Raw genomic sequence first — 22,927 nt, forward strand, 5'->3', positions numbered from 1 at the left:
GAAAAAATTCAAAAAAATAAACTAATTTACTGAAAAGATATTTAACTTTCTCTTTTTAAATAAATTGAATATCAATAAAAAGTGATTTTAGCCCCACCCATACAAAAGTTATAAATAATATTAAATCTACAGTCAGTTACCGGTTGCCTAGCAAAGGAGGCGGATGAGAATTATGTTAAAAAACCTGGAAAAGATTGGAAAATTATTATTGTTAACCTGTGTGATACTTATTGCATTGTCATCACCGGGAACAGCTGTAACGGCAGAGGAAAACGCACAGGCGATCTCTGACGTGCAGACAGCTCTTACCTTCGTATGGCTCCTGGTAGCAAGTGCCCTGGTATTCTTCATGCATACCGGGTTCTCAATGGTAGAAATCGGGCTTACGAGAAGCAAGAACACGGCAAACATCCTCATGAAAAACTTCATGACCGTAACTCTTGGCATCCTGGTCTACTGGGCCGTGGGCTGGGGAGTCATGTACGGAGCTGATGCTTCAGGCCTGATAGGGACTGACCAGTTCTTCTTAATGGGAGCCGACAACGCGACCTTTAACGGCTGGTTCTTCCAGATGGTCTTTGCAGCAACCGGAGCAACGATCGTATCCGGGGCAATGGCCGAACGTACTGATTTCAAGGCCTATCTGGTCTACTGTATCCTAATGGTTGCCATCATCTACCCCATTTACGGGCACTGGGTCTGGAGCGGGGCTGACATGGCTCTCCTGACAGGAGCCGAAAGCCCGATTGTAAAGGCAATCGGAGTCGCACACCACGACTTTGCCGGATCAGGTGTTGTCCACTCCATTGGCGGATACTCTGCCCTTGCAGGAGTACTCCTTGTGGGAGCAAGGATTGGCAAGTTCAAAAATGGAAAACCTATGGCAATTCCGGGTCACAACCTGGCCTTTGCTTTCTTCGGGACTTTGATCCTGGCTCTTGGATGGATAGGGTTCAACGGAGGAAGTACCCTTGACGGAAACGACGCTTACATGAACCTTGTCGTTGCCAACACTTTCATTGCAGGCGCTGCAGGCGCTGTCATAGTAATGCTAATCACCTGGCTGAAGACCGGAAAACCTGACCCGTCCCTTACCGCAAACGGACTTCTTGGCGGGCTTGTTGCGATCACCGCCCCCTGTGGATCAGTTACTCCCTGGGCATCCCTTGTTATCGGGATTGTTGCAGGATTCGTGATTTACTTCGGAGTTATGTTCAATGAAAACGTCCTCAAGGTAGACGACCCGGTAGGTGCGGTTGTAGTACACGGATACTGTGGAACCTGGGGCCTGCTCTCAGTAGGACTTTTCTCCGTAGGGATAGGAAACGGGATCCTCGCAGACGCAGTCTATGCCGCTGAGGTCCCGGGCCTGCTCTATGGCGGTGGAATAGGGCTACTGACAATCCAGGCAGTGGCTGTAATCGTCAGCATGGTCTGGGGTTTCGGGATATCATATATATTCTTCAAAATAATTGATGCAGTAATCGGACTGCGTGTGCCCGAAGACGTTGAAATCATGGGTCTGGACATCGCTGAACACGGCATCAGGGCATATCCTGAGTACCAGCCTGCAGAGGACTAAGAGGTGATCTAAATGTACAAGATCGAAGCAATCATAAAACCCACTAAATTGCATGAAGTAAAAGACGCTCTTGATGAAGCGGGGTTTGCAAGCCTCACCGTGACCGAGGTCAAGGGAAGAGGGCAACAGAAAGGGATCGTGCAGCAGTGGAGAGGAAGGAAATACTGTGTTGACCTCCTTCCGAAAACGAAAATCGAGATAGTTATCCCGGATAACAAAATCGACCAGATTATCGACGTGATTCAGAAAACGGCCTCCACGGGAGAAATCGGAGATGGAAAGATCTTTATCTACCCGGTAGAAACCGTAATCAGGATCCGGACAGGAGAAAGAGATGGAGATGCACTCTAAACGCATCCCTCTCCTATTCCCTTAATTTCAGTCCCTGATTAAACACCGCCTGAAAAGGATCATCCCAAAAAAACTCAAAACACCAAAACCTCAAAACCCTTAAAAGCCAGGCTGCAGACCTGCAAAAAACAGAGATAAAATTTAGAAAAATAAGAAATTGCTAATTAAAACCAGACGTAAAAACAACTTTAAAACCCGGGAGGTATCCATAATGTCAGAATTCAAATCAGTATCAGAATTCAATGTAAAAAACGTAAACTTCGAGATCCCTCGAGGATACGGTACGTCCGTAATCAAGTTTTATTTCTGGATCGGACTCGTATCCGCAGTCCTTCTGAGGGCCATAATAATAGCTGACCACTACAGCGCATTCTACGCAAAAGTGATCTGGTATCTCGGGGTCACGGGATACCTCTGGTTCTTCATGCACAGATACCATATCGCAAAGCGCAGATTCAGCGTCATAAAGGACCTGGAACTGCTTAAAAAAATCCGAAACCAGCGGAAACTCTCGGAAAAAGATATTGAAGGACTCGATTACCTGCTCTGGAGCCTCTCGGTTTCCAAAGAACGCTCAAACTATCTGGTAATCTCGGTATTTTCCGTGATTTCAATCGTGTTGTCCCTTGTTCTGGACCTGGGGATCCTTAACATCTAAAGGGAACTTCCCCCAATTTTCTTTCCTACTACTTTTACATGAAATTCGACAATTCTTGAATCGAAACTTTCAAAATCAAACTTTTTTGGATCGAAGAGTTCCGGGAACTTATCACCTTAAACTGCCTGAAACCACCCTAAAACATCTGAAAAAGCACGAAAAAATCTGAAACCACCTGAAACCACCCGAAAGCATCTGAAAAAACCTGATAAAAACGGAAAACATCTTAAACTAAAGAAACAGGACCATGTGCAGCTTCTGAAGATTTTTAAAGATATGAATAAGAAATCTATATAATACATAGCTGATTATGGTCTTAGGGGGAGTTTTATGGCAGAAGTTTTGAAATTATCACCAGCTATCTGCGCATATCCTGACGACGAGTGTCAACACCCCTCCCTAAAACCTTCGCCTGATGGCTCTGGTTTTTGAGGAAGGGGTATCCTGCTGTAAGATGATGAAAATTTGAAGATTGAAGTTATACTTCCGGGGATTGAGAAAGAAAACATTTCTTTCAAGCTGGGCGAAGGCGGTTTCTACGTAAAAGCGACAAAAAAGGGAGTGGAATACGTAGACAGTTATTCAATTTGCTTCCCGGTAAACACTGACAAAGCCGCTACCACCTATTCAAGCAGGATTCCGAAGGTCACCGTCCCCTACCAGGATCCCTTTGAAAATGCAGTGGACGTGAAACTTGAATAAATGCCTGAAACAGTAAACAGGAATAAAGAACCGGAGTACCGAAGTTTTCCGGGGAGGGGTATTATGGAAAATCCGATACCTAAAATAATGAAAACTCCTATAATAGCAATGTATCATGATGATGAGCATAAAAACCTCACAGTTGAGGTTGAATTGCCGGATGTGGAAAATGAAAACATAACCCTCATGATGCATGAGAACAGCTTTTACCTGAAAGCCTTCAGCAATAACGTTGAGTACCTGGGGTCCTTTTTTATGGATGGGCCCGTGGACCCCGAAAAAGCCATAGCAACGAACAATAAAGGTATGCTTACGATTAAAGTCCCTTACAAAGAGGGCTTCCTGTGCGCAAGAAACATACCAATTGAATAAAAGCATGGTCCGGAATCGGAATAAAAAACAGAAAACTTATTTTTTTGATATTAATTTTACCCGTATTCCTTGCAAAGAAGAGGGAATCCCATGAAGATAGTAAAATGCGGAGATCTTGGATTCAGGTGCAATTTTATTGCAACCGGTACCAACGCCGAGCAGGTAAAAAAAGAAATGTTCAAGCACATAGAAAAGGAACATAGGGACCTTCTCGAAGAAATGTCCGAAGACGACATAAACCACATAAAGTACAGGATTTCGACTCTTCTTGCCCGGGGATGCGGCTGTGGTGCCCTTTAAACCGAAAAAAGAAGAACTATTTTAGGGGGGCATGGAGCCCCGCAAAACTTACCGCAAGCTCTCAAGGGCATAGAGCCCCCGACTTTTTTACGGGTTCAGCACCCAGATCTGGTAATTCAGCAATGCTGCGAAACTGACCCAGAGGAGATAGGGGATCAGCAGAAGTGAAGCTGTTTTTGAAATCCTGCCGAAGAGGATTATTGTCAGGAAGATTGACAGCCAGAGCAGGATGATTTCAATGAAGGCATAAAAAGGAGACTGAAGCCCGAAAAAGAGAATGGACCAGAGGGCATTTAGTGCCAGCTGAACTCCGAAAACAAAAATCCCCACTTTTACGTCTTTTCGCTCCAGACCCTCTTCCCAGACCAGGTAAAGAGAAATCCCCATAAGGGTATACAGGATAATCCATACCGGGGAAAAGACCCAGCCCGGAGGATTGAAAGCAGGCTTTTCAATGGCAGCATACCAGCTTTCAATGGAAGTTACCGTAAAAACCGAACCAATTATCCCTGCAAACTGACAGACCAGTACCGAAACAATGAGTCTGAACTTGTTTATTTCTTGAAGCATACTCCCCACCACGTGACATCCAGATCCCGGAAGTTCCGGCCTCTGGAGATTATAAGGTACTCAGGAATTATATACGTGAAATGATAAATATCTATACCGAGGGGAATGAGATCTGTTAGCGGGACCTGTTAATGGGATATGTCAGCTGAAACTGTTGAGCTTCTTCGTGCAATAGGATATGTTAGCTGAAACTGTTAGTAGGAGATGTCAACTGGACATGTTAGCGGATCTCTTAGCCCGATTTTCTGGAAAAAGCCAGTTTTCAAAAAACGTCCTTCCAAGTTTTAACCCTCAAAATAATAGAAAATTATAAATATTATTAAGTAGGTAAGTGATTACCTAATGCCTAGTGAGGATGACGTCAAGATGGTGCAAACAAACAACATACCTAAGACTAAAGAAGATGTACTTCAGGCTGTAGTCGAGCGTGATGTAAAATTTATCAGGACCCAGTTTACCGATACACTCGGGATTATCAAAAGCTGGGCAATTCCCGTTGAACAGCTCGAAGAGGCCTTTGAAAACGGAGTCATGTTTGACGGATCTTCCATTGAAGGATTCACCCGAATCGAAGAATCAGACATGAAGCTCGTACTTGACCCTTCAACATTCAGGCTTCTCCCCTGGAGACCCTCAACAGGGGCTGTTGCCAGGATTCTCGGAGATGTTTACCTCCCTAACGGGAAACCCTTTGAGGGAGACCCGAGATATGTCCTGAAGAGCGCAATTGCAGAAGCCGAAAAAATGGGCTACTCCATGAACGTTGGCCCGGAACTCGAATTTTTCCTCTTCAAACTGGACGAAAACGGAAACCCCACAACCGAACTTACCGACCAGGGCGGGTACTTTGACTTCGCACCCCTGGACAGGGCCCAGGATGTCAGGAGAGACATTGACTATGCCCTGGAGCACATGGGCTTCCATATCGAGGCCTCCCACCACGAAGTAGCCCCATCACAGCACGAAATAGACTTCAGGTTCGGGGACGTGCTGACAACGGCGGACAATGTGGTCACTTTCAAATACGTGGTAAAGTCCATCGCATACCACAAAGGTTACTATGCAACCTTCATGCCAAAGCCCCTGTTCGGCGAAAACGGCTCGGGTATGCACACCAACCAGTCCCTCTTCAAAGACGGCAAAAACGCCTTCTATGACCCTGATACTCCGGACCAGCTTTCTGACGAGGCAAGATACTACATCGGCGGGCTGATGAAGCATATAAGGGAATTTGCAGCCATAACAAACCCGGTGGTAAACTCCTACAAAAGACTCGTCCCGGGGTATGAAGCTCCTATTTACGTGACCTGGTCCGCCAGCAACAGGAGTTCCCTGATAAGAATTCCAGCCACCCGCGGCAATGGTACAAGGGTGGAACTCAGGTGCCCGGACCCGGCATGCAACCCCTACCTGGCCTTCGCCCTCATGCTGAAAGCCGGAATCGAAGGAATCAAGAACAAGATCGAGCCTGGAGAAGCGACCAACGTCAACATCTTCAACCTGACAGAAAAAGAGCGTGAAGAAAAAGGTATCTTATCCCTGCCCGGAAACCTTAAGGAAGCAGTCGACGAGATGAAGCAGAGCAAATTCGTAAAGAAAGCTCTCGGGAAACATGTCTTCGAAAACTACCTCTGCTCAAAGACCGCCGAGTGGGACGAATACAAAGCTGTTGTCCACTCCTGGGAACTCGATAAATATCTGTCGATGCTCTGAGCGTTTAACATAGGTATTATAGAAAAGCACTGGAAATACGATAAAGCATCAGACATCCTCCCGGAAACATTATGCGTGCCTGCCGGAAAAACTCAGGGGGAAAATGTTCCTGCCGGAGACCCCGGAAGGCATGTATAGTTACCTGGGAAATGTGCCCTCACTTAAAACGGAAAAAGTACACCATTAAGTACACATTTTAACTCATTTATTAGGTTAAAATGAGAAAGTATTCCTTTTAAGGAATTCATTTCGCAGACAGAAGCCAGCGTGGGATTTCAAGGCATGGACTGCCGCCAGGAACCCGTAATTTTCCCCACTTTTTTACCGCCAGAGGAAACAACTTCCCTTTTCAACTTCCCTTTTTCAGGAGATATCAACTGTTATCCGGGCTGTCCGGAATTTCCACGGTGCGGATAAGCAAAGCAAATAACAATATCAGGGACCAAATCAAAGATTCCGGGATCCTGATCACTGCCACCGGAGAGAAAAACCATTTCAAGAGGGATAATACAGAGAAGAAAAGTATCCCATTTCAAGGAAAAAAAAGGCCTTTTCCAAGCTGCTTCAAAGGAAACACTGGTCAGGAAAAAAGAAACATATATATATTGTCAAATAGGTACTAAATTACTTACTTCCCATAGCGGCGGCCTTCTCAACACCTGATAAGGAAAAAACAGGAACAGGAACAAGAAAGGGAATGTCGAAAATTATACACATTATTAACATAATTATAATTAGTCCAATTTATGCGACTTGTTACCTTCAAAAATCGCAAGCATAAACCCCACTGGAATCCGTATTCTTCACTGATAATTTTTTGAAGAAATTTTTAACAACGGAACATCGGATTATCAAAAATATCCGGACTACCAAAAATGTCCGGATGATCAAGAATATCGGATTTAAGAAAAGGTCCAGATAATCAAGAATATTCGGACTACTAAAAATGTCCGGATTATCAAAAATATCCGGATTTAAGAAAAGATCCGGATTATCAGAGATTTGTTAACAAAAAACATTACGTTCATTTCTAGAGTGATCGAAATGTGTGGAATAATAGGCTTCATAGACAAGACAAAGTCCCCAATGGACGGGTCGAAAATAAAAGCCGCCCTGAGTCTCATGAATGAAAGAGGCAGTGGAGACGGGGCAGGCTATGTCGCATACGGGATTTACCCGGATTATGCAGACTGTTACGCGCTTCATGTTTTTTTTGACAACATGGTAGAACCAAAAACAAAGGTTGATGAAATCCTCCACCGCTGGGGCACTGTTGTCCACCAGGAAGAAATCCCCACCACCGAACAACCGGGACTGAAGAGAGTTCACACCCCCTGGAGATACTTCTTCAAGCCCTTTGACGACATGATCGGAGGAAAGGTAGGTTCCGAGAAGGACATCATCAAGCACATCGTAATGGAAGTAAATTCTTCTATCGACGGAGCCCTGGTCTTTTCCTCAGGTAAGAACATGGGAGTCTTCAAGGCTTCCGGCTGGCCGGAAGAAGTAGCGGACTTCTACAGGATCGAGGACTACAAAGGATATATCTGGCTTGCCCACAACCGTTACCCCACGAACACACCGGGCTGGTGGGGAGGCGCACACCCCTTCAACCTGCTTGACTGGTCCGTCGTACACAACGGGGAAATTACCTCTTACGGGACAAACCAGCGCTACGTGGAAGGCTACGGGTACAAGTGCACCCTCCTTACGGACACCGAAGTAGTGGCTTATCTCTTCGACCTTCTCGGAAGGCAGCACGAGCTTCCAACTGAAACTGTAGTCAAAGCCCTTGCCCCCCCGTTCTGGGACGAAATCGACCGCATGCCCCCTGCAGATGAGGAGCTTTACAGGGCAATACGCCTGACCTACGGTTCTGCCCTCATGAATGGCCCCTTTGCGATTGTGGTCGCATCGAACGAAGGGATTGTGGGCTTCACTGACAGGATCAAACTCCGCCCCCTCGTAGTAGGAGAAAACGGAGACAAGCTCTACATTTCCAGCGAAGAATCCGCAATAAGGGTTCTGGACCCCGAAGTTAAGAATATCCGCACCCCGCGGGCAGGAGAACCCATCATAGGGAGGTTTAACGCATGAGCCTCGGAAGCATACCCCCGAAATACAAGGTCAGCATCGACCGGGAACAATGCATGGACTGCGGGCGCTGCATTGAAAACTGTTCCTACGGCACTTTCAGGAGAGAAGGAGACAAAATCCTGATCCAATCCAGAAAATGCACCGGCTGTCTCCGCTGCGTTTCCATGTGCCCCAGGGATGCCATCTCACTTACCGAAAACCCTGTGGACTACCGCAGCCACCCCCTCTGGAGCCGGGACGCCAGGGAAGATATCATAAAACAGGCCAGGAGCGGAAAGATCATCCTCGCAGGGATGGGAAACGCAAGTAACCTCCCAAGCATCTTCGACCGCCTCCTGCTGGACGCCTGCCAGGTAACAAACCCGAGCATTGACCCCCTGAGAGAGCCGATGGAACTTCGGACCTACATAGGGAAAAAGCCGTCAAAGCTCGAATTCAAGAAGACCGAGGCAGGGGACGTTGAACTTGCAACAAAGCTTGCCCCCAACCTGAAGCTTGAAACGCCCATAATGATCGGGCACATGAGCTACGGGGCAATCAGCTTAAACGCCCACCTCAGCATGGCAAAAGCCGCAAAGGAAACCGGGACCTTCATGGGAACCGGGGAAGGCGGGCTGCACAGGGAACTCTACCCCTACCAGGGCAACATGATCGTCCAGGTTGCTTCAGGCCGTTTCGGTGTAAACGTGGACTACCTCGAAAGGGGAGCGGCAATCGAGATCAAGATCGGTCAGGGTGCAAAGCCCGGGATCGGCGGGCACCTGCCCGGAGAAAAGGTCTCTGCGGAAGTCTCCCGTACAAGGATGATCCCCCTCGGAAGTGACGCAATCAGCCCTGCCCCTCACCATGACATTTACAGCATCGAAGACCTGGTCCAGCTTGTCAGGAGTTTGAAAGAAGCGACCGAATGGAAGAAACCGGTCTTTGTGAAGATTGCAGCAGTGCACAACGTGGCAGCAATTGCAGCAGGTATTGCCCGCTCTTCTGCGGACGCGGTGGTAATTGACGGGTCCCGCGGAGGGACCGGAGCCGCCCCGAAGGTCTTCAGGGACCATGTGGGAATCCCCATCGAAGGTGCAATTGCAAGCGTTGACCAGAAACTCAGGGAACAGGGTACAAGAAACGAAGTCTCCATCATTGCCAGCGGCGGGATCAGGAACAGTGCCGATCTTGCAAAGTCCATTGCTCTTGGAGCGGACGCGGTCTACATCGGAACCGCTGCCCTTATTTCCATGGGCTGCCGGGTCTGCGGAAACTGTTACAGAGGCCTTTGCCCGTGGGGTATCGCAACCCAGCGCCAGGACCTTGTAGACAGGCTCGACCCCGAACAGGGAGCAAGGCAGGTCTCTAACCTGATCCATGCCTGGACCCTGGAACTCAGTGAACTGATGGGCGCAGCAGGCATCAACAGTATAGAAAGCATGCGCGGAAACAGGGACCGCCTGCGCGGGTACATGCTTGATGAAGGAATACTTGATGTCCTTGACGTAAAGAACGCGGGGGCCTGAAGATGAAGACAGTCACGATTGACGCCAAAGACATGCACTACACCCCCCTGAACCAGAAGATCAGGGCTGCAGTTGCTGACGGGGCAGAGGAAATCGTCCTTAACAACGTGCTTGGCCAGCGCTTTATCGGAAACGGGGTCCGGGGTGATTCCCGGATCATAGTCAACGGAGTCCCCGGAGGAGACGTCTGCATGTTCATGAGCGGGCCCACCTGTATCGTAAACGGGAACGCCGAACACGCCCCGGGCAACACCATGGACAAAGGCATGCTCGTGATCCACGGGAGCGCAGGAGATGCGGTCGCCCACGGGATGCGCGGAGGCAAGGTCTTTGTAAGGAACAACATCGGGTACAGGGGCGGCATCCACATGAAGCAGTATGAAGTGGAAACCAGGCCCATGCTCGTAATCGGCGGCACTGCCCACTCCTTCCTTGGAGAATACATGGCAGGAGGGCTTGTGCTCGTGCTCGGAATAGGCCAGGAAAAAGCCATGACCGACAGGGGTATCGGAAGCGGGATCCACGGCGGAGAGATAATCATCCGCGGGGAAGTAGACGACTACCTGCTCGGAGTCGGAGCCAAGAAGTTCGAGTTCACGGAAGCCGACCTGGAAAGGACAAAACCGGTTATCGAGAGCTTCTGCGAACAGTTCGGCCTTGACCCGGCCCCCTTCCTGGACACAAACTACACCAGAATTGCCCCGGCAAGCAGCCGGCCCTTTGCAGGGAAATACGTCTGGGAGTGATCGAGATGGCAGAAGGAAAACCAATTAGCAAGAGTTACATTGACCTTGAAAAGGAAGTATGGGACGCGGACCTCTGCTCAGGCTGCGGGGCCTGCATTGCGGTCTGCCCTGCCGACGCCCTTTATTTCGAAACCGGAACCGATTCCGCAAAACCCAAAAGCAACGGCTACTGCAAAGCCGCAGTTGACGACGTACCCTGCGGAGCCTGCTACGAAGTCTGCCCCAGGATAGGCGAACAGCCCGAATCCATCTTCGGGGACTACATTAAGATCACCGCCGCAAAAGCCGAGTTCGAAATCCCGGGAAAGCAGAGCGGAGGAGCCGTTACAGCCCTCCTAACAAACGCCCTGGATACCGGCCTTGTGGACGCCGTGGTCACGGTCACCGAAGACCCCTGGACCCTCAAGCCAAGCTCCATGGTCATCACAAAAAGCGAAGCCCTGATAAACGAGGCAGGAAGCCGCTACAACTGGTGGGTCCCCCTGGTCTCCGCCCTCAAGGAAGCCGTGGTCAACAAGAAGCACAGGAACATCGCAGTAGTCGGTGTCCCCTGCGTGGTCCAGGCAGTCAGGAAAATGCTCGAAACCGACCATGACCTTGTCCGCCCGTACAAAGACTCCATCCGTTTCGTGATCGGCCTCTTCTGTACCGAAAGCTTCGACTACGAAAAGCTGGTCGCAGGCAAGCTGAAAAGCGAGTACGCTCTCGAACCCATGAAAGTCTGCCGCATAGACGTCAAAGGCAAGCTGGAAATCACACTCAACGACGGGACCCAGTACGTAATCCCCCTTGCCGAACTCGAGGACACCGTCCGCCCCGGCTGCCATGTCTGCACGGACTTTACCGCCCTCAAAGCCGACATCTCCGCAGGCGCAGTGGGAAGCCCGAACGGCTACACCACCCTGATCGTCCGCACCCTTGTAGGCCAGCACCTCCTGGAAAGCGCGGTTGCCAACGGAAAGCTCAGCACCACCGACGAGCTCAACCTCGGAATCATCGAGAAGCTTGGCGCAAAGAAGCTTGAAAGGAAGCAAAAATAAAATTACTTCAAAAATGGATTCAGATGGAGCAAGCTCCATCTTTTTACTTTCTTTTTCTGTTTTTATGTATAATTTTCTTCAAGATCATAAAGAACCGCTGTTGTGTTGTCTGATGGAGAAGATACTAAAAATGGATGAAAAAGATAGGCTGTCCAGAATAGCATCTTTTACCCCCTAAAGGAACTTACCCATTCCGGTCTTTCAGGAGGGTTATTATTTAGCATTTCTCGCCATTCTTCATCAGTCAATCTTTCCCCTGAGGACTGCCAGAACTCATAATAACTCATTACGGGGCCTGCTCCGAGCACGATCCTGCCGTCAGGCTGTTTGTACGCTACTACCATCAGATCCAGTTTTCCTGTTCCTTCTTCCAGGACACTTCCTCCGGGACCTGTATAAACATCCGCAACCATAGTGGACATCTGGGACTTTATATCCACATTCTCAAGCATTGGAGATATGTTCTGGGCGAAATTCCTGATGAACTCGTATTCTTCATCCGTCAGCTCTTTGTTTTCAAGTTCTTTAATCGAGATTTCCAGTAGTTTTTCAAGCGTGTTTTCAAGAGTTGTGAAATCTTTATCCGACTGCTCATCAAGCACTTCCATTTCTGCCAGCCCGCTGTGTGCCATTTTTGTAAGAGCAAGCATCCGGGCATAAAATTCAGGAACTGGCTCCACATATCCCTCTACAGGTTTTTCTTCCAGATTATAGAAAGCACCTGTAAAGTAAGCCTGTTTTGCATAGAGGATAGTATCATGCCTGAGTTCGGTCCAGGAAGCAAGGGCTGTGTTAAGCTGCTTATCTTCCCAGGCCCCAGTCTGCATGAAGGTGGGGTAACCCTCCGGATAACTTACAAGGAGGGGCTTTAGAGCGTACAGTTGAGCCCAGTAAAGGTTTTTATTCCAGTCTTCTTCATCAAAAGCTCCGAATTCGTTTTCCAGAGATTGGTGGCGGTTTTTGTATCCTTCGTTTTCAGAAATATTCAGGTTTTTCAGGTGTTCTTTCGCTCTTTCAGAGCCGAGAAGATTCATGATATTTAAAGCAGGAGGATTAAGCGTCTGGAGTATATGGGAATCAGGGGTATAGCGCTGACCCATGAACCTGAAACCTTTTGTAGTCTCAAGAGTTTCGTATTCAGTTTCGGAACCTGTTGGAATTATTTCCCCTGTCCCGCCGTAGATTTTCGGGTTTTCGTATCTTTCCAGCTCGGATTTCAGTTCTGCCAGGCTTTCATTGTCGAAACCCACTCCATATCTATTACCCCCAAAGACAGTATCCAGAGCTTTTGCATATTCATAGGGCCCGAGATCATCGGAAAAACCAACATAGAAAGCCGTCACCTCGTAAATTTTATCCCATCTGTCCCGGAGGTCCTTGTCCCTGGCAAAATGGTCAGAAATTAAAAGGGCCTGAATAGTCTGAATTTTTGCCTCCTTTTCCGGGTCGTCTGCAGAAATCATGTCCGGCTGGAGCAGCATACTTATTCTGCCGTGCCACATCATGGCCTTAAAATAGTTCTTCAGTTTCTCAGAGTGAGTGTAATGTCCCCTTGGAGTGTATTGAGAGTAATCTTCCACATACATGAAAATTGGAGATACTCCCCCTTCCCGGGCTTCTATCAAGTGCAGTTCAGCCTCTACATCGGATTTTACAAAAGAGGGGACTTCGACGCTATATTTTTTTGCATCCTGAGAATTGAAAAGTGCAATTTCCCCCGACAATTCCCGTGATTTCCCTATCTGATAAGATTCCGGTTCAAGAAGTCTCAAAGCCACAGCAAAGTATGCAACATTTCTTCTTGCAGCTTCCTTTTCTCGCCCCGATGCACTGTCATAATCCTCTATGGAGGCTTCAAGGAGAGCTTTGTCAAGTTTCCATAGCTCGTCATAAAATTCCTCAGATTCTACTCTTTTTAGCGTCTCATCAAACTGGATGTGATAAAGGTGAAGAAGAGAATCCGACGTGATGAAAATAGGAACATCAGCCACTTTCAGGTCTCTGTAAGCATCATTTACCCGCGTATTCCCTGCTCCAGGTAAGTTTTCGATAGCCGAATTTTCAATTACGACAAATCCATTTTTGTACAGCAAATCCCTGCTTTCATTTGTCAGGGGAATTTTCTGGGTAAAATCATAATAATTTGAAATTTCGGAAAATTCAAGAGGCAAGGAATAAGGAGAAATGTCGGGCTCAAACTGCAGATTTTCTTTGCTATAATATTTGGAAAAAGAGATTTGCTTTTCAAGCCTCAAAGAGTTTATACTGCCTGCATTCTCTGTACCGGAAATATTTTTGTTTGGTGTTTCACTTGTAATGTTCCCAGGACTAAGAGAGTTTATAGTGCCCGCATTTTCTGTACCGAAAATACTTTTGTTTGGTGTTTCATTTGTCATGTTCCCTGGATCTTTTCCTTGAGCCAGATTTTCTTGATTATCAGTACACCCGCTGAAAAAAACTAACGATGCTGCCAGCAGACAGAAAAAAACAGCTTTAATTGCTTTATTCAAAGTATATTCCTCATATATTTATATTGAAATTGTGCTGAAAAATTGAGTCCTAAGTCAAGAATAATAGATAAATTAAATAAACTTCATAAATTACTATTAACCATCTCTTTATAAGTTTTCTGACCACATCATCAAACTATCAAGAATGATGTTCGATTTATAAGCATTATTTCCAGTAGTAATACTTATTCTGATAAACCGCTTGATACATTGGACAGAAATTATATATATGTGGCCACTATTTCCTTAACATCCACCAAATAAAAACAAGATCATGAAACTGGATTTACCGCCCTCAAAGCCGACATCTCCGCAGGCGCAGTGGGAAGCCCGAACGGCTACACCACCCTGATCGTCCGCACCCTTGTAGGACAGCACCTCCTGGAAAGCGCGGTTGCCAGCGGGAAGCTGAGCCTCGGCGATGAGCTCAACCTCGGAATCATCGAGAAGCCTGGCGCAAAGAAGCTTGAGCGGAAGCAGAAATAAAAATTGCAGAACAGAAATTAACTTGAAGTAAACTTGAAAGATGAAGCTTCAGGCTTCATCTTTGTTTCATTCTTTTTTGTGTTTTTTTACTTCCTGATTTGTGTAATTTTGCCTGTTATTTTCCACCTACTATTCTGCCAAAAATTAAAGATGCAAGCAAGACCACAGAAACTGCCAGCGCAAAACCCGGAAACGGAATATCCTCTGTCGGCCCGCTTATTGTGTTATTTTCAGGGTCAGTAAAAATGATGTCTTCTTTGCCATTTGAATTTGCAACATTGTTCACCAAAACGTTGTTCCTGCTGGAATTGTTGACGTTTATTCCGTACCCAGGGTTGTTCGAAGCGTTATTGCTATCCAGTTTATTGTCAGAAGAACCTATCAAAAATATACCGCTGTAGGTATTGGAATTTGCAGTATTGTTAAACAGGACGTTGTTGTTGCTGTTTTCAAGTTTGATACCGATCCCCTCGTTTGAGTTTGCAGAGTTATCAATAAGGAAGTTATGGTTTGATTTTCTTAGAAGAATACCTAAAAGGTTATTTGATGCAGTATTATTAACAAGCGTATTGTTATTGCAGAAAAACTCCAGTCCGATTCCAGACCCTGTACGATTTTCAGTATTGTTGCTCAATTCATTGTTATTGCAGAATTCATAGAGAAGTATGCCCTCATGATTATTCAGGTTTAAAATATTGTTATTCAACCTGTTGTTACTGGAGTTCCATAAAAAAATACCAATTCTGCATCTGGATACGTTGTTATCAAAAACACTATTGTGGGACGATTCGAGAATAAATATACCAAAACTGTTTGAGGAAATATTATTGCCGCTTATAACAGCCCTGTTGCTCCCTTCTAAATATATCCCGGCTTTATCTTCCCCATATTCATCTATATCGGCACCGGTAATCTGAAATCCGCTGATGCTTACATTATTTCCGGTCACATAAAAAACGTCATTCATCGAGTTTGCAGCAAGGATGATCGTATCATCAGGATTCCCGGAATAGGACCTGATCGTCACCCCTTTTTTCACGTTCACATTTTCCTCATACGTACCGGGATAGACGAGAATCGTATCGCCTGATGTTGCATTATCGACAGCTTCCTGTATAGAGGCATAATCTGCTCCTCTGTTATCAACCGTAATTGTGCCTGCATCCCCGGTACCGGTAGTCATCAACAAAAAGACGAAGGTTATCAGATGATAGAATTTGATTTTCATACACTAATCATTCCCCTGGGAATCCACTATTTGATGTAATTTCCGTAACCGTTTCAACTACTATTCCTTTTTCTTCATCAACCAGGAAATCTACGGTCCTGTTTTCGGACTGTATCCTCAAAGCCGGGGCACACCCCGGTCCTGTGTAACCTTCGGGAGTCGGATGACAGGAATAAACCACGCCTGCAATCGTTGCCCCTTCCCGGATCATTTGCCTGGCACGGCTGTCATTAACTGCAATTTGAGCCACAAAAGATGCATTTGTTTTGAGCCATTCCGATTCGGATTCATTGTACGGGGGAAGAACAGGTATAGCAGAATAATTAATAGGGGGAATGTCGATCTGTTCTTCACCGGGGGTACCCGGACTGTCAGATGACGGTTTTGAAAAATTGTCGGTTTGTTTTTGATCAACGCATCCAATGCAGGTGCAAAGAATCAAAATGACGATTATAGAAAAAATTGTAGAGTTATTTGATTTAATGTTAAGCGCCCCCATATTCCAAATTTTCTGATTGCAATCATTTCTTCTTTGCCTCTTTTCTTTACTCCGGAGGTGTCTGATTGAGAAGATACTAAGAAAGCATTAAGCACACTGAAAATATCCAGTACTGAAGTGATAGGACTGTTACCTGCCCCGGTTTACCAGGGATATAATGATTCCACAGTAATTGAAATGGGCGTTCCTGAATCTGAATCATTTATAATGATCACAGTTGAACTACAGTATGTGTCTAATACAAACTCATAGGTTTCAGTGATATTACCATCTAAAGTAAGCTCATAAATGTATGTTCCATGTTCAGCAAAGATCCCAGGAGATGAATCTTCTTCTTCATGAGCAAGAAAATACCCTTCACTGAAGAGACACGTTTCGTTTTTATCATATATCTTTACTAATAGCTCGTGGTCTTTTGAACCTTCATTGAATATATGTAATCTAAGTCCACTTACTCCTTCTTCAGTGCTTACTCCATGTTTGTAATTAAGATATTCAGCCGTTGCGACGTCAACTTTTTCAAGCATCAGGTAGTCCTTTTCAGTAATTCGGTCAGGGTATCTGTTCCATATGTCTTCCATTGCCATTTTCATTTCATTCTTTTCTTCATCGGAGACATAACAATTATCAATGTAACTAAACAATACTTTTTGCTGTTCCGGATCTGCTATAAGCAAGTACCAATAAGGTCTATTTTCTGATATTGGATTGACAGGGACGGGACCTGGCTCTTCTACAATCAGTTCAACTTCTGGTCCATCTGCGTCTTCACGGATCCTTTCCTCATCCACGATTTCGGCTGGTTCCACAACCTCAGTTGTTAGCTCAGGAACTGAGTTAGCACTCAGGGCCGATATGACCACCACACTCGCCAGTAACATTACCGCGAGCAGCCCAACGATTCCAAATTTTCTGTATGTCATTATTCATTTCACTTCCTGGCCTGGACATATAAACAGATTCCGACAAAATCATCCGGATATCAATTTCTGAAGAGATTTCCCGGAAATGGTTCCGAACCATTAAACCGTACTATTGACAGCTTTCCCAAACACATTTATGTTCCCACCCACATTGATGGAATTAAATCCTAATTCTTTTTCAACGGATACGACAATATGCTACTCCCCGGGTGAGACATTTTTATAGTTGACATTCACGTATTTTTCCAGTTGATAAAAAGTATCGTTTGCTACAGGCTGACCAATATTATCATATAATGTCAGGCGGATTTTTCCGTAATCATCGGAATCAAACTCGTCGATACGCAGACGGACTTCGATATTACTTGCACCCACTTCCACGGGGAAATCCTGTCTGTACTTTTCATTATGAGGACCAAGATACCTGTTTACATTTTCCGAATACAGAAGCTCCTGTTTTTTCAACTCCGGAGATTCATTGTTTTCAAAAACAAAAGTAAACGGCAAAAAAGACAGGAAAATCAAGAACAGAACTAAAAATAATCCTCTTTTCAGATTCATGAGTTCCTCTGAAGAATTAAATACAAATATGGCAAGATACACCCTTATAGTATAAGTTCAACTTTAAATTCACAATATAGATCAAAAAATTTTTCTATAAACTACTTTTAACCAACTCTTGATAAGTTTTCTGGCCAAACCATCAAACTATTGATTATCAGCATTATGAATTTTCCAAGAAATTGAATCCAGTTTTGGGCATATTTTTCAAAAAACGTGTATTAGAGAATGAATATTAACTAACGCAAACATTTAATGTTCCAATTTGCAGAAATTAAGCACCGGACCGTTAATTTTCAGTTGGACGATTTGGCCATAAAAATTAAATAAGTTTCTTTTGAATCATTTCTAAAAAAAGTAGAAACATGTTAAAAAAACACGTTAAAAAGAGGGTCTCTGGAACAGGAAAGCCTGAACAGGAAAGCCAGAAAGGGCAGACAGAACAGGAAAGCCAGAACAGACAACCTGAACAGACAACCTGAACTGAAGACAATTCTGCTTGGATTTAAGGTAAAAACTATGTGGAAAGCAGGTTTACTCTTTATTCTTATTTTAAGCACATGCCCCATAGCCCATGCTGAAGAAGGGAGATATACTGTTGGCCCCTGCCCGCCCCAGGAAGAGCTTGATAAGCTAGGCGATGCCGTTGACATGAGTGGGGCGGACAGAACGTACTCATTTTGGGAATTTCCGTTATCATTCAAGATAGCTTACATAATAGGATATCTGGCTGCCTTTGCTTCCATACTCAAACTGGTCCCCTTAATCCTGGGCAAGGTCAGAATCCCGCAGGTAAATGAAAACAGGCAGAAAATATACCGTTACATACGGCAGGTTCCGGGATGCACGATATCCGAAATCTCAAGAGACCTGGAAATTAACCGGGGGGCTGTAAGGTTCCACCTTGAAATGCTTAAAGCCGGAAATAAGATAAGCTTAATGAGGGGCGGAAAATTCACAAGAGTCTTTCAAAACTCCGATGTTTTCGCAAGCAGTGAAAAGATGATAATAGCACATCTCAAAAGCAGCACAAGAAAGCAGATACTCCTTAAGATCCTGGAAAAGCCCGAAATCACAAACAAGGAACTCTCAGAGGACCTGTATCTGGACAAAAGCACCACATACTGGCATATAAAGAGTTTAAGGGACGACAAAATAATTCTTTCCGAAACAGAAGGCAAATCCAGGAAATATTTTGTGAACCCGGCTCTCGAAACTGATCTGCTAAAATGGCTCAATATGTGAACTTTGATTTTGAGGAATTTATTCAACAGCGACGGACTCTTCAATCCCCAGAGCCCATTCAGGCAGCTTATCCACCTTTTCAATGGATTTCACGGTCCCATTTGGCGTATCAATAGTCACCATGTAGAATTCCCCACCGGTGATTTGCGAATCAACGGATTTAACAGACCCATACAGAGAATCAGCTTCTTTGTAACAATCTTCCAGGGAGCCCTCCGTTTCAATGGTTTTCAAGGTACCGTTTTGCATCTCAATAGTTACTTTATGAATATACCAGCCGTTAATCCGGATATATCTTACGGACTCCCCGGTCTCATTGAAGATTCCAACTTCATATGTGTAGTTCCCTTTTGTCAGATTCCTGAAATCACTATCATTTAGACAGATTTCGTTCATTATTTCTGAAGCAGGTGTCCTGTTAATCCCGCCATGGTTATCAATGTCATCCGTACCCCAGGGCAATTTATCGGATTCATGGAGGGATAAAAGGAGGGTTCCCGAGAGGAATAAGACGATCAACAGCGTGGCCCATTTACTTCCGTTCAGAACTGTTCCTCCTCGGTTTTAGATAATTACAGATTTTCAAATTAAATAAGTTCCTTTTCAAGTTAATGTCTTTAATGTCTTAGTTCCTTTTCAGGTCAATATCGGTTACTGCCAGTCCTATTAATTCCCGGTTTGAGTCTCCATAGGCAGGGTTTGGGTATTCGTAGAATCTCTCAGTGAAAATTTCAATTAATACTTTATGCTGTTTTTCATTTTCCAGATCCAGAAGGTGGCTGTATCGATATGTTTCCGAATACTCCAGGGTGAGAGGTTCTTCATGTAACAGAGCATAACCCCCCAATGTGCTTGCAGCACTCATTGAGCTTATACGAACATCAACCGGTAAGGTGTCTGTTTCAGAACCATCTCCGGAATTTGGAGAATATGCATACTTTTCGAGATAGGCAAAGTCCATTGTGAGTTTTCCTCTTGTATAACTCTCATTTATGGAAGCGGTATCCGTCCATTGGATATTGTTTATTTCAACATTGTTCTCATCCAGGCCCGATTCGAACGGGAAGTACCATGCAAGGATTGCAAGTATCAATACTACGGCCGCAATAAGCAGGACCTTTAGAGCTTTCAATATCAATGACTCTTTTTTCAGGTAATATGCCGTCCCGATTATTATCAGGATGAGAAAAGCAGATATCAGTTTCCGGGTGGTCAGCCGGTCATCGATCGTATTTGAAGATATCCGGTTTTCGGACAATTTTTTAGTCTCAATTCCTTTTTCATTATCCAGTAGAGTGTTGTTTTCGATAATATTGCCTTTAGTATAGATGAGAAGTATTCCGTATCTGTCGTTGGAATTTATGGTATTGTTCAGGATAAGAGCACCATCACTTCTGGAATAGATCCCATTGTTGTTGTGTGAAATCTCATTGTTTACAACTCTATTATTGCTATTTTCGTGAAGAAGAGTTAAGCCCGAATCCCCATTGAAGCTGAAATTATTGTTTTCAAGCCAGTTTGCTTCAGAACCCCACACAACCGAACCGGTTAAGGTATTCTTGACAGCACTGTTGTTTTCGATATTATTGTTGAAGGATGAAGTTAAACAAATCCCATGCTTGTTTCCGGTAGCTATGTTCTCTTTTACAAGGCTATCATTTGTTTTGAACAGGGCAATTCCGTAATTCTCGTTGAGGCTTGCATTGTTACCGGAAATTACATTACTATTTGAAGATTCTACAATTATTCCATATCGGTTGCTGAAAATTTTATTTTCACTTATGATATTGTTATCGGAGCCTGATACATTAATTCCGTGCAGGCCATTTGAAAATAGAGAATTGTCTTCGATATTGTTTTCCCGGGAAGAGGAAAGGAGAATGCCGTCTTCGAAGTTTGAAATACTGTTGCCTGAGATTTGACAGTGCTTTACATTGTCCAGGTATATCCCGGACCGGAGTTTGCTCCCTGTTTCGCCTGTCAGGTTGAAACCGGTTATGCTAGTATTTGATGATCTTATGTGGAATATGTAATTCGAAGAATTTGTAGCTTTGATGATTATATTTGAGTTATTATCTGCAGGCTTTAATGTTAGTGGTTTGTTTATGAGTAGATTTTCGGAATAAGTACCACTGTGCACGATAATGATGTCTGTATCATTTGCGTTATCGACTGCTTCCTGGATTGAGGTATAATCTGCTCCTCCACTGCCATCTACCGTGATTGTGTCTGCAGCCCCGGTACCGGCAGTCATCAACAAAAAGATGAACGCAATCAGACAACAGAATTTTATATTCAGACACAACCCTTGAAATTTCAAAGCCAGCACTTCCCTGCCTTTGGGCACAAACGCTATTAGATTCCTCTTTGATTGTCTTCTGCCCGGTTTCATTTTGTTGATTCATATCGTTTTTAACACCTGAAGGATCTGAACCTTCCCAGATAATCCGTATTTCCGAGAAATTTATAATCCTCAGCCCTGTTCATTCCTGCTAAGGTTGCAGGTAACAAATGCCCCGAAGGACCCGATAATTGAATAGAAAAAAAACAGAACGAGCAAGGATCCGATAAAAACATACACAGCCGGACCATCAGATTGTAGTACGAGCTTTCCATCGGAGGTAAACAAAAATGTAAAAACCCAGGCGATCAGGTTATACGCAAATATTGATAAAAAAGCATATTTTACCGAGCCTTTACCCATGATTTTACCAACAAATATACCTACAATAATCGAACCTATAACTCCACCATATATTGGACCTATAGCTAAAAGATCAAAAAGTCCGAATAATACAAGTCCAATCAGAATTCCTGTAAATGATAAATCCCCGGTTTTCATGATTTCATATCCCAAAAAATAAAAATGCTGGTCATATCGTTTTCCCCTAAAATATATTCAAAATGGATGAATGCCACAAATTTTGTTAGTCTACACTGTAAGTGCATTCCAATAGCGAGCACGGTGCGTGCTCCATTGTTGCGGCATCCACCTCCTAACATTCGTATTCATGCAATTCGTCCATTCGTAATTGACCCGATACCAGTAAGTCGACATCCCCTAAAGCAGACTATAAGCTTGCCTTCAGGCAATGTGGAGTTTAAATATACTCTGGAAAGTCCTTTTGAACCCTATTAACTACTTTTAACCAACTCTTTATAAGTTTTCTGGCCACGTCATCAAACTGCTGAAAATGTATTGAAAAAAAGAGAGTTAAAAAGGAAAAATTATCCAAAGCGTCACCATATCTTAATCAGCAGAATAATAATGTATCCAATAATACTCATTATTCAGTTTTATATATTCAGTCTTGTTATCCCACATGATGTTAGCGAACTCAGTCATATTTCCATCATGATCAAAAGGGAGCTTAATGTCTTTTCCTGGATTTTTTATTGCTTCTTCGATATATGGATATTTCTCGAGATCTGCTGAACTGAATTCCACGTATTTCTCTGGTGGATCCTGAAGTTTATCTGCACGAACATACATGCCTGCCCCTGGCTGATAAATCATTAGAAAGAAAACCAGGCCTATTGCAAGTATCACAAAAGAAATTGCGATTAAGAATTTTGTTCTGTTTCTCATTAATAGCTCATCCCCAGGCACACGAAAAACACTAGAATGTTCTTTTGAAATTCATAAACTAATTAAAACCAACTTATAATAAATATTCTGGCCAGACCATCAAAATACCAGGAGTTCCAGAAAAAAAATAAAGACTTGAATGGAAAAAGGAATTCCTACCCCGTACAACCAGAATTCATCATATCTCGTCGTTTTTGTCCCGGGCACCGAAGGTGGCCGGCCTTTCCAGAGAAAAACAATTAAGGGA

General features: G+C 44.5%; 23 protein-coding genes and 1 pseudogene. 14 read left to right on the forward strand and 10 right to left on the reverse strand.

Annotated elements, in window-relative coordinates; genetic code table 11:
* Nucleotides 1-172 precede the first annotated feature (172 nt).
* From ACSAZK_RS07840 to ACSAZK_RS07865, 6 genes are all read left to right on the forward strand, one after another.
* A complete protein-coding gene (locus tag ACSAZK_RS07840) occupies nucleotides 173-1,582 on the forward strand; it encodes an ammonium transporter (RefSeq protein WP_440956791.1) in 1,410 nt (469 codons plus the stop codon).
* Nucleotides 1,583-1,594: 12 nt separating this feature from the next.
* On the forward strand, nucleotides 1,595-1,933 hold the full coding sequence (locus ACSAZK_RS07845; RefSeq protein WP_440956792.1) for a P-II family nitrogen regulator: 339 nt from the start codon (nucleotides 1,595-1,597) through the stop codon (nucleotides 1,931-1,933).
* Nucleotides 1,934-2,144: 211 nt separating this feature from the next.
* The gene (locus tag ACSAZK_RS07850) at nucleotides 2,145-2,591 is read left to right on the forward strand and encodes a hypothetical protein (protein WP_440956793.1); all 447 of its coding nucleotides are present in this window, start codon (nucleotides 2,145-2,147) and stop codon (nucleotides 2,589-2,591) included.
* A 465-nt stretch (nucleotides 2,592-3,056) separates the two neighbouring features.
* Entirely contained in the window at nucleotides 3,057-3,293 is a 237-nt protein-coding gene (locus tag ACSAZK_RS07855; protein ID WP_440956794.1) for an Hsp20/alpha crystallin family protein, read from the forward strand.
* Nucleotides 3,294-3,356: 63 nt separating this feature from the next.
* A complete protein-coding gene (locus ACSAZK_RS07860; protein WP_440956795.1) occupies nucleotides 3,357-3,665 on the forward strand; it encodes an Hsp20/alpha crystallin family protein in 309 nt (102 codons plus the stop codon).
* Nucleotides 3,666-3,755: 90 nt separating this feature from the next.
* Nucleotides 3,756-3,965, forward strand: a complete 210-nt coding sequence (locus tag ACSAZK_RS07865; RefSeq protein ID WP_440956796.1) for a DUF1059 domain-containing protein — start codon at nucleotides 3,756-3,758, stop codon at nucleotides 3,963-3,965.
* Between the two features lie 87 nt (nucleotides 3,966-4,052).
* Here the strand turns inward: ACSAZK_RS07865 and ACSAZK_RS07870 are convergent, their stop codons facing one another.
* Nucleotides 4,053-4,535 (reverse strand): TspO/MBR family protein, encoded by a 483-nt coding sequence (locus tag ACSAZK_RS07870; RefSeq protein WP_440956797.1) that lies wholly within the window; start codon nucleotides 4,533-4,535, stop codon nucleotides 4,053-4,055.
* Nucleotides 4,536-4,877: 342 nt separating this feature from the next.
* On the opposite strand from ACSAZK_RS07870, the gene glnA reads away from it, so the two are divergent.
* The 5 genes from glnA to ACSAZK_RS07895 all read left to right on the forward strand — a co-directional run bounded on the left by glnA (nucleotide 4,878) and on the right by ACSAZK_RS07895 (nucleotide 11,639).
* Nucleotides 4,878-6,248: a type I glutamate--ammonia ligase gene (glnA, locus tag ACSAZK_RS07875; RefSeq protein WP_440956798.1), complete on the forward strand. Its 1,371-nt coding sequence runs from the start codon at nucleotides 4,878-4,880 to the stop codon at nucleotides 6,246-6,248.
* A gap of 1,044 nt (nucleotides 6,249-7,292) precedes the next feature.
* Nucleotides 7,293-8,345: a class II glutamine amidotransferase gene (locus ACSAZK_RS07880; RefSeq protein WP_440956799.1), complete on the forward strand. Its 1,053-nt coding sequence runs from the start codon at nucleotides 7,293-7,295 to the stop codon at nucleotides 8,343-8,345.
* Entirely contained in the window at nucleotides 8,342-9,853 is a 1,512-nt protein-coding gene (locus tag ACSAZK_RS07885) for a glutamate synthase-related protein (protein WP_440956800.1), read from the forward strand. Before ACSAZK_RS07880 ends, ACSAZK_RS07885 begins: the two co-directional genes overlap by 4 nt.
* A gap of 2 nt (nucleotides 9,854-9,855) precedes the next feature.
* A complete protein-coding gene (locus tag ACSAZK_RS07890; RefSeq protein ID WP_440956801.1) occupies nucleotides 9,856-10,599 on the forward strand; it encodes a hypothetical protein in 744 nt (247 codons plus the stop codon).
* Between the two features lie 5 nt (nucleotides 10,600-10,604).
* Nucleotides 10,605-11,639, forward strand: a complete 1,035-nt coding sequence (locus tag ACSAZK_RS07895) for a Coenzyme F420 hydrogenase/dehydrogenase, beta subunit C-terminal domain (RefSeq protein WP_440956802.1) — start codon at nucleotides 10,605-10,607, stop codon at nucleotides 11,637-11,639.
* 167 nt (nucleotides 11,640-11,806) lie between these two features.
* Here ACSAZK_RS07895 and ACSAZK_RS07900 read toward each other — a convergent pair whose 3' ends face one another.
* A complete protein-coding gene (locus ACSAZK_RS07900) occupies nucleotides 11,807-14,035 on the reverse strand; it encodes a DUF3160 domain-containing protein (protein WP_440956803.1) in 2,229 nt (742 codons plus the stop codon).
* A gap of 411 nt (nucleotides 14,036-14,446) precedes the next feature.
* On the opposite strand from ACSAZK_RS07900, the pseudogene ACSAZK_RS07905 reads away from it, so the two are divergent.
* Nucleotides 14,447-14,635 (forward strand): annotated as a pseudogene (locus ACSAZK_RS07905) (Coenzyme F420 hydrogenase/dehydrogenase, beta subunit C-terminal domain); the annotation flags it as partial.
* A gap of 115 nt (nucleotides 14,636-14,750) precedes the next feature.
* Here ACSAZK_RS07905 and ACSAZK_RS07910 read toward each other — a convergent pair.
* The 4 genes from ACSAZK_RS07910 to ACSAZK_RS07925 all read right to left on the reverse strand — a co-directional run bounded on the left by ACSAZK_RS07910 (nucleotide 14,751) and on the right by ACSAZK_RS07925 (nucleotide 17,750).
* Nucleotides 14,751-15,863: a right-handed parallel beta-helix repeat-containing protein gene (locus tag ACSAZK_RS07910; RefSeq protein ID WP_440956804.1), complete on the reverse strand. Its 1,113-nt coding sequence runs from the start codon at nucleotides 15,861-15,863 to the stop codon at nucleotides 14,751-14,753.
* A 7-nt stretch (nucleotides 15,864-15,870) separates the two neighbouring features.
* Nucleotides 15,871-16,113 (reverse strand): hypothetical protein, encoded by a 243-nt coding sequence (locus tag ACSAZK_RS07915; protein WP_440956805.1) that lies wholly within the window; start codon nucleotides 16,111-16,113, stop codon nucleotides 15,871-15,873.
* A 392-nt stretch (nucleotides 16,114-16,505) separates the two neighbouring features.
* Nucleotides 16,506-17,285 (reverse strand): hypothetical protein, encoded by a 780-nt coding sequence (locus ACSAZK_RS07920; protein ID WP_440956806.1) that lies wholly within the window; start codon nucleotides 17,283-17,285, stop codon nucleotides 16,506-16,508.
* A 198-nt stretch (nucleotides 17,286-17,483) separates the two neighbouring features.
* A complete protein-coding gene (locus tag ACSAZK_RS07925) occupies nucleotides 17,484-17,750 on the reverse strand; it encodes a hypothetical protein (protein ID WP_440956807.1) in 267 nt (88 codons plus the stop codon).
* A 13-nt stretch (nucleotides 17,751-17,763) separates the two neighbouring features.
* Between ACSAZK_RS07925 and ACSAZK_RS07930 the strand changes: the two genes are divergently transcribed.
* A complete protein-coding gene (locus tag ACSAZK_RS07930; RefSeq protein ID WP_440956808.1) occupies nucleotides 17,764-17,901 on the forward strand; it encodes a hypothetical protein in 138 nt (45 codons plus the stop codon).
* A gap of 464 nt (nucleotides 17,902-18,365) precedes the next feature.
* Nucleotides 18,366-19,091, forward strand: a complete 726-nt coding sequence (locus ACSAZK_RS07935) for a winged helix-turn-helix transcriptional regulator (RefSeq protein WP_440956809.1) — start codon at nucleotides 18,366-18,368, stop codon at nucleotides 19,089-19,091.
* An 18-nt stretch (nucleotides 19,092-19,109) separates the two neighbouring features.
* Here ACSAZK_RS07935 and ACSAZK_RS07940 read toward each other — a convergent pair whose 3' ends face one another.
* The 4 genes from ACSAZK_RS07940 to ACSAZK_RS07955 form a co-directional block, all read right to left on the reverse strand.
* Complete coding sequence (locus tag ACSAZK_RS07940) at nucleotides 19,110-19,610, reverse strand: hypothetical protein (RefSeq protein ID WP_440956810.1); 501 nt, start codon at nucleotides 19,608-19,610, stop codon at nucleotides 19,110-19,112.
* Nucleotides 19,611-19,716: 106 nt separating this feature from the next.
* Nucleotides 19,717-21,483 carry a right-handed parallel beta-helix repeat-containing protein gene (locus ACSAZK_RS07945; protein WP_440956811.1) on the reverse strand — a complete coding sequence of 589 codons (1,767 nt, stop codon included), beginning with the start codon at nucleotides 21,481-21,483 and terminating at the stop codon, nucleotides 19,717-19,719.
* An 81-nt stretch (nucleotides 21,484-21,564) separates the two neighbouring features.
* Complete coding sequence (locus ACSAZK_RS07950) at nucleotides 21,565-21,948, reverse strand: hypothetical protein (protein WP_440956812.1); 384 nt, start codon at nucleotides 21,946-21,948, stop codon at nucleotides 21,565-21,567.
* A gap of 393 nt (nucleotides 21,949-22,341) precedes the next feature.
* A complete protein-coding gene (locus ACSAZK_RS07955; protein WP_440956813.1) occupies nucleotides 22,342-22,680 on the reverse strand; it encodes a hypothetical protein in 339 nt (112 codons plus the stop codon).
* Nucleotides 22,681-22,927 lie beyond the last annotated feature (247 nt).

The sequence above is a fragment of the Methanosarcina sediminis genome (assembly GCF_052056915.1).
In the GTDB taxonomy this organism is placed as follows: Archaea; Halobacteriota; Methanosarcinia; order Methanosarcinales; family Methanosarcinaceae; genus MTP4.